The sequence below is a fragment of the Actinomadura chibensis NBRC 106107 genome (assembly GCF_001552135.1).
Lineage (GTDB): Bacteria > Actinomycetota > Actinomycetes > Streptosporangiales > Streptosporangiaceae > Spirillospora > Spirillospora chibensis.
Genome location: NZ_BCQP01000092.1, coordinates 20,588 through 34,211 on the forward strand (window position 1 = coordinate 20,588; position 13,624 = coordinate 34,211).

A 13,624-nucleotide genomic window follows, 5' to 3' on the forward strand; every position below is an offset into this window, starting at 1 on the left:
TCCGGCTTTCGCTCACGGCCGGTGGACACGAACGCACTGGGTAGAGTGATCAGGTGAGGGCTGGGGATCTGCCGGGGATCCTGCGCGGGCGGGACTTCCGGCGGCTGTACGCGACGCGGCTCGCCTCGCAGTTGACGGACGGCCTCTTCCAGGTGGCGCTCGCGGGTTACGTGTTCTTCTCGCCGGAGCGGCAGACGACGGCGGCGAAGGCGGCGGCCGCGTTCGCCGTGACGCTGCTGCCCTACTCGGCGCTCGGCCCGTTCGCGGGCGTGTTCATCGACCGCTGGCAGCGGCGGCAGATCCTCGTGTGGACGCCGATCCTGCGGGCCTTCCTCGTCCTGCTCGTCGCGGCGCTCGCCGCCGCCGGGCGGGAGGGCCTCGGCTTCTTCGCCGGGGTCCTCGTCGTGCTGGGCGTGAACCGGTTCTTCCTCTCGGCGCTGTCGGCGGCGCTCCCGCACGTGGTGCGGCGCGACCACCTGGTCACGGCGAACGCGTTCTCGGTGACGTCCGGGACGATCATCGCGTTCGTCGGCGGCGGCATCGGCTACCTGCTGCGCCGCACCTTCGGCTCCGAGGACGGCGGGACCGCGCTGATCCTCGTCGCGGCGGCGGCCCTGTTCCTCGCCGCCGGGACGATGGCGACGACCCTGCCGCGCGCGCTGCTCGGCCCGCACCCGCCCGAGGACGCGCCGCCGGGCGCGCCGCGCGGCGCGTCGCCGCGGACGGTCGAGGCGCTCGGCACCGTCGTGGACGGCCTGGTCGACGGCGCCCGGCACATCGCGCGGCGCCCGCAGGCCGCGCTGGCGCTCGGCGCGATCTCCTTCCACCGGTTCCTGTACGGCGTCGTCCTGATCATGACGCTGCTGCTGTGCCGCAACAGCTTCGCCGACGACCCGGACGAGGGCCTCGCGAAGTTCGCGGTGATGCTCGGCGTGTCCGGCGCCGGGTACTTCGCGGCGGCGCTGATCACCCCGCCGGTGGTGCGGCGGATCAGCAAGCAGGCGTGGGTGGCGTGGCTGCTCGGGCTGGCGGCGCTGAGCCTCCTCGCGCTCGGCATGCCGTTCGCGGAGCGCTCCTGGGCCGCCGCGTCGTTCGTGCTGGGCGTCGTGTCCCAGGGCGTGAAGCTGTGCGTCGACACGACGCTCCAGGAGACGATCGACGACGCCTACCGGGGACGCGTGTTCGCCGTCTACGACATGCTGTTCAACGCCATGTTCGCGGCGGCGGCAGCGGCGGCCGCGATCTGGCTGCCCTCGGACGGCAGCGCCGGGCTGACCCTCCTCGCCGTGATCGCGGCGTACGCGGCGGGCGCGGTCGTCTACCGCACGGCGGCGGCCCGCCGCCCAGCCCACGCACTCCGCTAGCCCGGTTCCGTCGTGGGGTGGGGGTCGCTCAGAGCTCCTCGGCGATGGCGGTGAGGGCGGCGGCGATGTGGTGGACCTCGTCGTCCGTGCAGATGTAGGGCGGCATCGTGTAGATCAGCTTGCCGAACGGGCGGAGCCACACCCCGTGCGCCATGGCGATCTCCTGGACGGACGGGACGTCCACCGGCTCGCGCGCCTCCACCACCCCGATCGCGCCGAGCACGCGGACGTCGGCGACGCCGGGGAACTTGGCGGCCTCGTCCAGTTCGCTGGTGAGGATGGCCTCGATGGCGTCCACCTCGTCCCGCCAGTCGCGGGACAGGAGCAGGTCGATGGACGCGGACGCGACCGCCGCGGCCAGCGGGTTCGCCATGTAGGTGGGGCCGTGCATGAGGACGCCCGCCTCGCCCGAGGTGATCCCGTGGGCGACGCGGTCCGTGCACAGGGTGGCCGCCATCGTCATGTATCCGCCGGTCAGCGCCTTGCCGAGGCACATGATGTCGGGGACGACCTCGGCGTGGTCGCAGCCCCACAGCTCGCCCGTCCGGCCGAAGCCGGTGGCGATCTCGTCCAGGACGAGCAGGAGGCCGTGCTCGTCGGCGATCTCACGCAGCGCGCTCAGGTACTCGGGGGCGTAGAACCGCATGCCCCCGGCGCCCTGGACGATCGGCTCGACGATGATCCCGGCGAGCTCGTCCGCGTGCTCGGCGGCGAGGCGCGCCAGCCCGTCCAGGTAGTCGGCGTCGGGCTCGGCGGAGTACCCGAGCGGGGGCGGCGGCGCGAACACGTGCCGCGCGAGGACGTCGCTGAAGATGTGGTGCATCCCGTTCACCGGGTCGCACACGGCCATGTCACCGAACGTGTCGCCGTGGTACCCGCCGCGGACGGTGAGCAGCCGGTGCCGCTCCGGCCGCCCCTGCGACCGCCAGTACTGGAGCGCCATCTTGATCGCGACCTCGACCGCCACCGATCCGGAGTCGGCGAAGAACACCTTGGTCAGCGGCTCCGGCGTGATCTCGACGAGCCGCTCCGCCAGCCGCACCGCCGGGGGATGCGTGAGCCCCCCGAACATCACGTGCGCCATCTTGCCGAGCTGCCCGGTGACGGCCGCGTTCAGCTTCGGGTGGTTGTACCCGTGGACGGCCGCCCACCACGACGACATCCCGTCGATCAGCTCGGTGCCGTCCGCGAGGATGAGCCGCACCCCGTCCGCCGACACGACCGGCTGCACCGGAGCCGACGCGGGCATGGGCGAATACGGGTGCCAGATGTGCTCGCGATCGAACGCCAACATCCGCTCAGCCTCACGCGGACTCATCCGTCCAAGCTGCAACGAAATCACGACCCACCCCCCTCTGACGCGTTGTCCTTGGGGCCGCTGCTTTTGGGCGCGTTGTGGTTGGAGGTGTCAGTGGCAGGCGGGTTTTTCCTGGACGGGTTGGCTGGGGGTTGTGTGCTTTCGGGGGGCTCGGTTTCGGTGGTGGCCCAGGTTCGGAGTTCTTGTTCGGCGGCTTCCTTGCCGATCAGGCCGCGGTCCAGGCGGAGGTCGAGGAGGAAGCGGTACGCCTTGCCGACGAGGGGGCCGGGAGGGATGCCCAGGATCTCCTGGATCTCGTTGCCGTCGAGCTCGGGGCGGATCGCGGCGAGTTCCTCTTCCTCCGCGAGGCGTTCGATGCGCAGTTCCAGGTCGTCGTAGGTGCGGCGGAGGCGGTCGGCCTTGCGGCGGTTGCGGGTCGTGCAGTCGGCGCGGGTCAGCTTGTGCAGGCGGGAGAGGAGCGGACCGGCGTCGCGGACGTACCGGCGGACGGCCGAGTCGGTCCACTCGCCGGTGCCGTAGCCGTGGAAACGGAGGTGCAGCTCGACCAGACGCGACACGTCGGCGATGACGTCCTTCGGGTAGCGAAGCGCGGTCAGCCGCTTGCGCGTCATCTTCGCGCCGACGACCTCGTGGTGGTGGAAGGACACGCGTCCACCCGACTCGAAGCGCCGGGTGCGGGGCTTGCCGATGTCGTGGAGCAGCGCGGCCAGGCGCAGGACGAGGTCGGGCCCGTCCTCCTCCTGCGCGATCGCCTGCTCCAGGACGATCAGCGAGTGCTCGTAGACGTCCTTGTGCCGGTGGTGCTCGTCGATCTCCAGCCGCAGCTTCGGCAGCTCCGGCAGGACGTGGTCGGCGAGGCCGGTGTCGACGAGGAGGGCGAGCCCCCGGCGCGGGTACCGGCCGCAGATGAGCTTGGACAGCTCGTCGCGGACGCGCTCGGCCGACACGATCTCGATGCGGGGCGCCATGTCCGTCATCGCGCGGACGACGTCCGGCGCGACCTCGAAGCCGAGCTGCGACGCGAACCGGGCGGCGCGCATCATGCGCAGCGGGTCGTCGTTGAAGGAGTCCTCGGGACGGCCGGGCGTGCGCAGGACCTTGCGCTGCAGGTCGACCAGCCCGCCGAACGGGTCGACGAACTCGTGTCCGGGGAGCCGGGCCGCCATGGCGTTGACGGCGAAGTCGCGGCGGCGCAGGTCCTCGACGAGGGACGTCCCGTACGACACGTCCGGCTTGCGCGACTTCGGGTCGTACGACTCGCTGCGGTAGGTGGTGATCTCCAGCTCGACGCCGTTCTTGCGGAGGCCGACGGTGCCGAAGTCGATGCCGATCGTCCAGTGCGCGTCCGCCCAGTCGCGGATGATCTCCAGGGTGCGCTCGGGCGGCGCGTCGGTGGTGAGGTCGACGTCCTTGGTCGGGCGGCGCAGCAGCGCGTCCCGGACCGGTCCGCCGACCAGCGCCAGCTCGTGACCGGCCGCCGCGAACCTGGCGCCGAGCTCGTCGGCGACGGGCGCGATACGGCGCAGCAGTTCGGCGATCGCGGTCCGCCGCGAGGCCTCGGGGGTCACGTTCCGGTTGGGCACGGCCATCGAGCGTATTTCCTTGATAGATGGGATGACAAAGGACTTTCCGGCGATCGGCGGGGCCCGCGCCGGAGTCCTTGCGGGGCCGGACGAGGACGGAGCTCTTCACATGCCCCGATCCCCGAGTTACGTTCTGGGCACTCCGATGACGCCGGCGCGACCGCCGGCGAGGGTCCCGCACGACAACGGTAGCGGGACCTCGCGCCCCACGGTCCGCCGCAGGTGCGGCAGAGGCGCATCGAGAAGGTTTACCGGTCGCGCGGCGGCGTTAAGCCGGACGTCCCGGGTATGCGGGAGTTCCCGCGAAGTGCGAAGCACGGGGTGACATCGAAACCATGACCCGGGGGCGAGCGGGGTGCGCCCCCACGGATGGAGCCGACCATGAAGGACGCCCTCGCCATCCACCGCGCGCTGCTCGAATGGGAGACCGTGCACGAGATCGTGCGGCTGCCCATCGCGCTGGCCAACGCCGACGAACTGCCCGCCGTGCTCGGCCTCCCGCCCGCCCGGTGCCTGGTGACACGCGTCTACACCTGCGACGACGTCCATCCGGGGCACCGGTTCCTCGCGGGGGTGATCGTCCGCGCCGGGGAGCGGCCGGAGGCAGAGGCCGTACGGGTGGCGGCCGGGGCGCGTGCCGTCCGCCCCGCCCAGGCCGACGTCGTCAACGCCGTCACCGAGTACGCGGCGGGCCTCGTCTGCCCCCTGCTCCTGCCGGACGACATGCTCCTCCTCATCGACCAGGACATAGTGGACGCCCTCCCCGAGGACGACGTCGTCTACACCGCGACCGGCGAAGCGTCCACGGCCCTCGGCATCCGCCTCCGCACCCTGCACACCCTCTGCCAGGCCAAACCGGTCGACCTCCGCCACGCGTCCCCCGGCCCTCCCGCCCGAGAACCCCACCACCCCGCCGCCTGACCCCGCTTCCCTGTTACCTGCTGGTGGTCGTCGGGGCGGGAAAACGGGCCATCGGGTCATTACGGGCTACAGGCGGGCGGGACGGCCTGACGGGGGTGTGTGGCCGACTAACATCGGGGCCGTGGTGCGGGAAATCAATGCCCGCCGTCCCGAGGGGGCCGGTCGCGCGGTCGGCGCGGCGCGAGGCGGCTCTCGGTCGGACACGGCGTGAGAACGGTCAGGCGCGCTGTCGCGCTGGCCGCCCTGCTGCCCTGCGTCACGATGGCGGCCCCCACCGCCCTGCCCTCGCTCGCCCTCGCGTCCCCTGGTCGCGGGTCTCTCGAACTCTCCGCTGGTCAGCTCTCGGGAGCCGTCGCGCGGCAGCGGGTTCAGGTGGGGCTCGCGTTCACTCAGGTGACGCCGAAGACGCTGCACGGCAATTCGCAGATCCTGATATCGGGCGTCGCGAAGAACCGGACGGAGGGGCAGCTCGCCGGGCTCACCGTCCGGCTGCGGTACAGCGCTCAGCCGATCACCAGCCGCAGCCAGCTCGACCAGTTCTCGTCCGGGCAGACGAACCTGCTGCCGAACGCGACCCAGGCGCAGCCGCTGACGAACGTCGCCGCGCCCGGCTCGACGCAGAACTGGTCGTTCAAGGCGACCCCGAAATCGCTCGGGCTGCGCGCCTCGAACGGCACGCCGGGCGTGTATCCGGTGGGCGTCGAGGTGCTGAACCCGGCGCAGCAGGCCATCGGCGGGCTGACGACGTTCCTGACGTTCATGCCGCAGAAGCGGCTGTTCAAGCCCGTCTCGATCAGCTGGGTCTGGCCGCTGATCGACCGCATGCACCGCACCACCGACGGGACGTTCTTCGACGACCAGCTCACCAAGGACATGGCCCCCGGCGGACGCCTCAACAGGCTCGTCAGCGCGGCGGGCTCGACCGCCACGCCGGTCACGTGGGCGGTCGACCCGGCGCTCATGGACGACGCCCAGCGCATCGCGTCCGACGGCTACGTCGTCCAGCCGTTCGGCGCGAAGAAGGGCGCGAAGAAGGAGAAGAGCCCGGTCGCGGCGCGCTGGCTGTCCGACCTGAAGACGGCGTCGAAGGGCGACCCCTACTTCACCGTCCCGTACGGCGACCCGGACGTGGTCGCGCTCGTCCGGCACAAGACGCCGCGCGACATCGCCGTCGCCCTCGACGCCCGCAACACCGGTGTCGCGACGCAGGCGCTCGGACGTCCGGCGGACGCGCGCGTCGCCTGGCCGCCGTACGGCGCGGCCGGTCCGGGGACGCTCGAACAGCTCGCCGAGCACCAGCTCAAGCGCGGCGGGTCGTTCCTGATGAGCAGTTCGCAGTTCCAGAACCCGGCGTCGGGCACGCCGCCGAACGCGACGACGGCGCTCCAGACGAAGCAGGGCGTCGAGAAGACCGTCCTGTACGACGAGAAGCTCAGCCAGATCGTCAGCCAGGGGTCGCGGTCCGGGGCCGGCGGGGTGCTGACCGAGCAGCGGTTCCTGGCCGAGACGGCGATGATCGCGGCGGAGGCGCCGAACCTGCAGCGCTCCGTGGTCGTCGCCCCCGACCGGCACTGGGACCCGGCGCCCGGGCTCGCCGAGCGCCTGCTCACCTACACGAAGGACGCCGCCTGGCTGCGCGAGACGCCGCTGAAGAAGATCGAGTCCGCGCAGCCGCAGGACCGGGTGTTCAACGGCCTCCCCGACTCCAACGTGTGGCACGAGCTCGGCGACGCCCACCTCGCGCAGACGCACGACATCGCCAAGCGCGCCTCGACGTTCCGGGCCGTGATGACGGGCGACATCACGATCTCCTACGAGCGAGCCCTGCTCCGCCTGGACTCCGTCGCCTGGCGGTCGATGCCCGCCCGCGCCAAGGCCGCCCGCGAGGCGCTCAACAGGCAGGTCACGGGGGACATGCAGAGCGTCCGCATCGTCCAGCCGAAGAACGGACGCGTCCTGATGGGGGGCAGCTCGGGCAGGCTCCCCGTCCTCATCGAGAACAGGCTGAACGACCAGTCCGTGACGGTTCGCCTTGTCGCGACGTCCGAGAACACGGCGAAACTGCGGCTCGGACAGCTCGCCCCGGAGGAGGCGGTGATCGAGCTGAGGCCCGGGCAGCGGGCCCAGCGCTGGATACCGGCGAAGGCGTCGGGGAACGGCAACTTCCACGTCTACCTGGAGCTGATGATCCCGAACTCGAAGGGGCGGAGGTTCGGGGACGTGCAGACCATCACCGTCCGCACCACCGGGTATGGACGGCTGGCGCTGCTCATCACGGGCGCCGGACTTGCCGTACTCTTCGTGGGCGTCGGAGTGCGGGCCATCAGAGCGAGGCGCCGCCGGAAAGCGGAGGCAGCCGGTGACGGGTCGACCGGAATGGGATCGGCGGGGACGGCGGAACAGGGGAACGGATACGCCGGCCCCGGGTTCGCAGGGCCCGGGCTCCCCGGCGTCGAATTCCCCGCAGCACCCGGGTCACCCGGGGCGGGGCTACCCGCAGCAGGGCCAGGGTCCGGAGCAGGGCCAGGGCCATCCGGGCCAGGGCCGCAATCCCCAGGGCAACCCGCAGGGGCGCCCTCCGAACCCGGGCGCGCCCCAGGTCCAACCGGGCCAGGTTCCGCCCCCGCAGGGCCCGCCGCCCCAGGGCCCGCAGGGGCCGCCCCCGCATGGCCCGCGGCAGGGGCCGCCGCGTCCGACGTACCCGGCGCCGCAGGGGCCGCAGGGGAGGCCGGGGCCGGGGAACCCGGCGGGCTACCCGAACCGGCCGCCGACGGGAAGGCCGGGAGGCCCGGCAGGCCCGGGAAGCACGCCGCCGGGGAGCCACGCGGCCGAGACGGCGATTGACATCCCAGCACCGGGCACCACCGCACCGGGCGGCCCGCCGACCCCGGGCGAGACGGTCGTCGACGCCCTCCCGCCCCGTCCGCCCGCACCGGACGACGACGGCGGCGGCAAGCAGGCCTCCGGCGGCATCCTGCGCTCCGGCGCGATCATGGCGGTGGGCACCCTCGCGTCCCGCGTCACCGGCTTCCTGCGCACCGCGGTCATCGTCGCCGCGCTCGGCACCGGCCTGCTCGGCAACGCCTACAACACCGCGAACACGATCCCCAACCAGATCTACGACCTCCTGCTCGGCGGGATCCTGACCAGCGTCGTCGTCCCGCTGCTGGTCCAGGCGAAGGAACGCGACCGCGCCTACGGCGACCGGTACGAGCAGCGCGTGTTCACCCTCGCCGTGATCGGCCTCGGCGTGCTGACCGTCGTCGCGATCCTGTGCGCGCCGCTGTTCATCGACGTCCTCGCGGGCAGCTACAGCGGCGACCAGCGCAAGGTCGCCATCCTGTTCGCGCAGTTCTTCCTGCCGCAGATCTTCTTCTACGGCGTCGGCGCGTTCGCCGGGGCGATCCTCAACACGCGCGGCAGCTTCGGCGCGCCGATGTGGGCGCCGGTGCTGAACAACCTCGTAGTCATCGCGGTCGGCGGCACGTTCCTCGCGATCACCTCCGGCCGGATCGACCCGTCCAACATCTCCGACGGCCAGCTCATGCTGCTGTCCATCGGGACGACCGGCGGGATCGTCCTGCAGACGGTGGCGCTGTGGCCGTCGCTGCGCCGCGTCGGGTTCCGCTGGCGGCCCCGCCTGGACTTCCAGCGCGGCGAGATCGGCACGGTCGGCCGGATGGCCGGATGGACGCTGCTCTACGTCGTCGCCACCCAGTGCGGCCTCGCCGTCGTCACCGCCCTCGCGAACCGGGCCGGGACGCTCGCCGACAAGCAGGGCCTCGGCGAGGGCTACGGGTACACGCCGTACTTCAACGGCTACCAGCTCTTCCAGCTGCCGTACGCCATCGTCGGCGTCTCGGTGATCACCGCGCTGCTGCCGCGGATGAGCCGGTTCGCGGCCGAGGGCAAGACCGCCGACGTGCGCGCCGCGTTCTCCAGCGGGCTGCGGCTGTCCTCGGTGATCATCATGCCGGCGGCGGCGCTGATGCTGGTGCTCGGCCCGGAGATCACGACGGTGCTGTTCGCGCACGGCAACACCTCGCCCGCGGACGCGCTGGTCATCGCCCGCGTCATGCAGATGTTCGCGATCGCGCTCGTGCCGTTCTCCACCTACCAGCTCATGCTGCGCGTCTTCTACGCGCACGGCGACACCCGGACGCCCGCGCTGGTCGGGCTCGTGTCCGTCACGTCCAACATCATCGTGGCGGTCACGGCCTACAGCGTCCTCGACGTGAAGTGGATCGTCGTCGGCATCGCGGGCGGGTTCGCGATCACGAACATGGTCGGCACGCTGACCTGCTGGCTGGTGCTGCGCCGCAAGCTCGGCGGCATCGACGGGCGCCGCATCGTCGGCGGGCACCTGAAGCTGCTCGTCGCCATCTGGCCGCTCGTCGGCTTCGCCTACGCGACCCGCACCGTCGCGGACGCGGCGGGCGACACCGCCAACCTGCTGCCCGCGCTGGCCGCGCTGGTCGTCGGCTCGGCGGGCGGCGGCCTGCTCTACGTGCTCTTCGCCAAGCTCATGCGGGTGGACGAGATCCAGACCGCGATCTCCACGTTCGCGAGCCGCCTCCCCGGCCGCTGACCCGCTCCCCGACCCGCCGCAAACCCGCTCCAGGCACGCTCCGGCTCGGTTTCGCTCCGGTCCGGTTCGGCCCCCGGACGGAGGCGCGCCGCGAACCAGACGGGCGGACGGCAACGCGGGTACGACCGATTGGCATCTGTAGCGGTAGCGGCAGTGGAAAGCGAGGTAAACCCGCGAGACAAAGTAAAAAGGACGCGCCGCGATAAGGAAGCCACCCGGGCGTGTAGCCACTACCATGTGGGGGACTACGGCTTGCGGGGCGACACCCTGGGGAACGCAAAGAGGAGGGTCGGAGGCGTAAGCTGCCACGCCACGAACATGGGATCTGACCACCTGTGCAGGACGTTGCCGTGAGCACGTCAGTCATCGAGCCCGGCACGCGCCTCGCCGGCCGCTACCGGCTGGAGGAGCGCATCAGCGACTCCGGCGGTTCGGCCCTCTGGAAGGCCATCGACGAGATCCTCGCGCGGGCGGTCGCCGTCCGCACCTTCGACCCCGAGTTCCCCCGGATCGCCGAGGCGGTCACGTCCGCCCGCGCCGCGAGCAGGCTGACCGACCCCCGGCTCACCCAGGTGTTCGACGCCGACGACAGCGGCGAAAGCGCGTACGTCGTCAGCGAGTGGGTCGCGGGCGAGACCCTGGAGGGCATGCTCGCCAAGGCCCCGCTGGAGCCCGGACGCGCCGCGACCCTGCTCTACGAGGCGGCCGAGGCGATCTCCGCCGCGCACGCGGGCGGGCTGTCGCACCTCTGCCTCACCCCTCGCGACCTCGTCTGGACGACCGGCGGCACCGTCAAGATCCTCGGCGTCGCGACCGACGCCGTGCTCGGCGACCGGCAGTCCGACGACCCGGGCGGCGACGACGTCCGCGGCCTCGGCCGGATGCTGTACGCCGCGCTCACCGCGCACTGGCCGGGCGACCCCGCCGGGTCCGAGCTGCCCGCTGCGCCCGCCGTGGACGGCGTCCCGCACGCGCCCCGGCAGGTCCAGGCCGGGATCTCGCACGCCATCGACGCGATCGTCTGCCGCTGCCTCGGCCTCGGCACGGCGGAGGCGCTCGCGTCCCCCGCCGATCTCGCGAAGGCGCTGCGCGGCGTCCCGCGCACGCCGCTGCCGCTGTTCGCCGGGCTCGGGCACGCCCAGCCGCCCGCGCGTCCGGCGCCGCCGCGTCGTCCGGCCGCGCCCGGCGCCACGCAGCCGCACCGGCCGCCCGCCGAGCCGGAGCAGCAGGCCGCGTCGCACGTCCCGCCGCCGCGCGTGCGCGGACGCCGGGACGCCCCGCCGCCCCCGCCCGGTTCCACCGGCACCCGGACGGCGCCCGCGCACGGCGCGCCGGGACGGTCCGGCAACCGCGCCCTGCTCGGCGTCGCGGCCGCCGCCCTGACCGTCATCGTCGGGCTCGGCGCGTGGGCGCTGAGCGGCCTCCGCGACAAGGGCGACCCGAACGACAACGTCACCGACAAGGGCCGCCAGAGCGCCCCGGCGAAGCCGTCCGTCACCGAGCTCAAGGTGCGGAGCGCGGAGGGCGTCGACCCCGTCGGCCAGGACGGCGGCAAGGGCACGGAGAAGGGCCGGCTCGCCGTCGACGGCAAGGCCGGCACGGCATGGCGCAGCTCCTACTACACCTCGCCGGACTTCGGCAGGCTCAAGGAGGGGCTCGGGCTCCTGCTCGACATGGGCCAGACGGTCAAGGTCAGCGAGATCAAGGCCCAGCTTCCCGCCCAGTCGGCCGGGGCGACGATCCAGTTGAAGATCGGCGCCACGTCCGACGCGGGCTCGATGCAGAAGGTGGAGACGGCCACGGCCGGGGCCGGCAGCGTGACGTTCAAGCTCCAGCAGCCGCGCACGGCACGGTACGTGCTCCTCTGGTTCACCAAGCTCTCGCACGGGTCGGACGGCCAGATCCGAGCCGAGGTCAACGAGGTCTCCGTCCTCGGCTCGACCGACTGACCCCGGTCGGGCGCCCCGCGCACCAGCGGGTTCGACGGCGCCGCGGCCTCCCCCGGGAGGACCGCGGCCCGACCGCCGCGCCGGTGGCGTCACCGCCACCGGTCGGGACGCCGTTGAACGGTCTGTGACGTGGGGCGGCGCATGTCTGTATCGTGCCTGTGAGCAGATTGTCCCTTCGCCCCCAGGAATCCGTGGTGCCAACCCCAGCAGCCGGTCGCGGGCTCCCGGCGCCGGCCCGTGCCCGGCGTCCCGAACGAGAAAGCGGTCGCTCATGACGTCGGTGAGCATGCGTCGCGTCGACGAGGTGCCCGACAAGGAGCTCCTCCACCGCCACGCCCAGGGGGACCCGCACGCGTTCGCCGAACTGGTCCACCGCCACCGGGACCGGATGTGGGCCGTCGCGCTGCGCACCCTCGGCGACCCGGAGGAGGCCGCCGACGCCCTCCAGGACGCCTGCCTGTCGGCGTTCCGCGCGGCCGGACGGTTCCGCGGGGACGCCGCCGTCACCACCTGGCTGCACCGGATCGTGGTGAACGCGTGCCTGGACCGCGTCCGGCGCAAGTCCGTCCGCCCGGCGACGCCGATGGGGGACGACGCCACGTTCGACGCCGTCGCGCCGAAGATGCCCGACCCGACCGACGCGCACGGCGTGTCCCTCGACGTCCGCACCGCCCTGGAGCAGCTGCCGTTCGAGCAGCGCGCGGCCCTCGTCCTCGTCGACATGATGGGCTATTCCGTCGACGACGCCGCCCAGGTGATGGAGGTCCCGCCCGGGACGATCAAGAGCCGCTGCGCGCGGGGACGGGCCCGCCTCGCCCCCCTTCTGGTCCACCACCGGAACCGACGGGAACCGAAAAACGTCGGAGGTGTGGAAGGAGGTGGCATGCCCAAGTGAACCCCGCACACCTTGACTACGACGTCCTCGCCGACCTGGCCGAGGGAATGCTCGAAGACGACGAAGCCGCCTCCGTCAACGCGCACCTCGACACCTGCGCCGACTGCCGTGAACGATCCGCCGACCTCGCGGACGTCTCCCGGATCCTGGCGGAGGCACCCGTGCCGTCCATGCCCGCCGAACTGGCCGAGCGCATCGACACCGCCATCGCCGCGGAGTCGCTGAACAGCGCCACGGTCGCGAGCCTGGCGGAGCGGCGCGGAAGGCGGCATTGGCGGATCCTCTCGGCCGCCGCGGCGGCCGTGGTGGTGCTCGGCGGCGGAGCGGCGGTCGGCAGCCTCGCGCTGGACGACGCGGACGGCGGCCACGGCCAGGCGGCGACCCCGCCGCAGGACAACGCCCGTCCCCGCACCGCCGAGGGCATGGCGCCGAACGCCGCGCCCGCCGCCCCGGCCTTCGAGGTCGCCCGCAGCGGCACCCACTACCGGGCCGGGACGCTCGCCGCGCAGGTCGGCGCCGTCGCGGCGGACGGCTCGGCGAAGCGCGGCCTGTCCGCCTCGCCGGACGCGCGGCTGCGCGAGTGCGTGCTCGGCGTGGTGGGGGAGCGCAAGCCCGTCCTCGTCGACCAGGCCGACTACGAGGGCGGCCCGGCGACCGTCATCGCCGTCCGCGGCGACCAGACCGGCAAGCTGACGGTCTGGGTCGTCGGCCCGGAGTGCTCCGCCGCCAACCAGCACGTCCTGAAGAAGATCGACAACGCCTGACGCGTGCCACCCCCGGAGGCCGTGCCCGTCCCGCCCGGACGGTCACGGCCTCCACGCGTTCAGCGGCCCTTCACGCGCTCAGCGGCCCTTCGGGTGTTCAGCGGGCCTCCACGCGTTCAGCGGCCCTTCACGCGCTCAGCGGCCCTTCGGGTGTTCAGCGGGTCTTCGGGTGTTCAGCGGGTCTTCACGCGTCTGCGGGCCCTTCGCGCGCCGGGGCGGATGTCGTATGGCCGGGGTGTCGC

The 13,624-nt window shown here is 72.8% G+C and carries 9 protein-coding genes; 7 read left to right on the forward strand and 2 right to left on the reverse strand.

Features of this window, described 5'->3' with window-relative positions; genetic code table 11:
* Positions 1-53 precede the first annotated feature (53 nt).
* Positions 54-1,364: an MFS transporter gene (locus tag ACH01S_RS40180; RefSeq protein ID WP_067905315.1), complete on the forward strand. Its 1,311-nt coding sequence runs from the start codon at positions 54-56 to the stop codon at positions 1,362-1,364.
* Between the two features lie 28 nt (positions 1,365-1,392).
* Here ACH01S_RS40180 and ACH01S_RS40185 read toward each other — a convergent pair whose 3' ends face one another.
* Complete coding sequence (locus ACH01S_RS40185; RefSeq protein ID WP_218010565.1) at positions 1,393-2,658, reverse strand: adenosylmethionine--8-amino-7-oxononanoate transaminase; 1,266 nt, start codon at positions 2,656-2,658, stop codon at positions 1,393-1,395.
* Between the two features lie 44 nt (positions 2,659-2,702).
* On the reverse strand, positions 2,703-4,271 hold the full coding sequence (locus tag ACH01S_RS40190; protein WP_083981697.1) for a CCA tRNA nucleotidyltransferase: 1,569 nt from the start codon (positions 4,269-4,271) through the stop codon (positions 2,703-2,705).
* Positions 4,272-4,646: 375 nt separating this feature from the next.
* On the opposite strand from ACH01S_RS40190, the gene ACH01S_RS40195 reads away from it, so the two are divergent.
* The 6 genes from ACH01S_RS40195 (at position 4,647) to ACH01S_RS40220 (ending at position 13,382) form a co-directional block, all read left to right on the forward strand.
* Positions 4,647-5,186 (forward strand): YbaK/EbsC family protein, encoded by a 540-nt coding sequence (locus ACH01S_RS40195; protein WP_067905318.1) that lies wholly within the window; start codon positions 4,647-4,649, stop codon positions 5,184-5,186.
* 207 nt (positions 5,187-5,393) lie between these two features.
* Complete coding sequence (locus ACH01S_RS46460) at positions 5,394-8,030, forward strand: DUF6049 family protein (RefSeq protein WP_148344168.1); 2,637 nt, start codon at positions 5,394-5,396, stop codon at positions 8,028-8,030.
* A 130-nt stretch (positions 8,031-8,160) separates the two neighbouring features.
* Positions 8,161-9,774 (forward strand): murein biosynthesis integral membrane protein MurJ, encoded by a 1,614-nt coding sequence (gene murJ / locus ACH01S_RS40205; protein WP_255220388.1) that lies wholly within the window; start codon positions 8,161-8,163, stop codon positions 9,772-9,774.
* A gap of 350 nt (positions 9,775-10,124) precedes the next feature.
* Complete coding sequence (locus tag ACH01S_RS40210) at positions 10,125-11,723, forward strand: protein kinase family protein (RefSeq protein ID WP_067905324.1); 1,599 nt, start codon at positions 10,125-10,127, stop codon at positions 11,721-11,723.
* A gap of 286 nt (positions 11,724-12,009) precedes the next feature.
* Positions 12,010-12,618 (forward strand): RNA polymerase sigma factor SigM, encoded by a 609-nt coding sequence (gene sigM / locus ACH01S_RS40215; protein WP_067905333.1) that lies wholly within the window; start codon positions 12,010-12,012, stop codon positions 12,616-12,618.
* On the forward strand, positions 12,615-13,382 hold the full coding sequence (locus tag ACH01S_RS40220) for an anti-sigma factor family protein (RefSeq protein WP_067905327.1): 768 nt from the start codon (positions 12,615-12,617) through the stop codon (positions 13,380-13,382). Before sigM ends, ACH01S_RS40220 begins: the two co-directional genes overlap by 4 nt.
* Positions 13,383-13,624: the final 242 nt, after the last annotated feature.

Coding starts and splice junctions, on each gene's coding strand:
- ACH01S_RS40195 (WP_067905318.1), top strand. CDS start 4,647: ATGAAGGACGCCCTCGCCATCCACCGCGCGCTGCTCGAATGGGAGACC.
- sigM (WP_067905333.1), top strand. CDS start 12,010: ATGCGTCGCGTCGACGAGGTGCCCGACAAGGAGCTCCTCCACCGCCAC.
- ACH01S_RS40190 (WP_083981697.1), bottom strand. CDS start 4,271: ATGGCCGTGCCCAACCGGAACGTGACCCCCGAGGCCTCGCGGCGGACC.
- ACH01S_RS40185 (WP_218010565.1), bottom strand. CDS start 2,658: ATGTTGGCGTTCGATCGCGAGCACATCTGGCACCCGTATTCGCCCATG.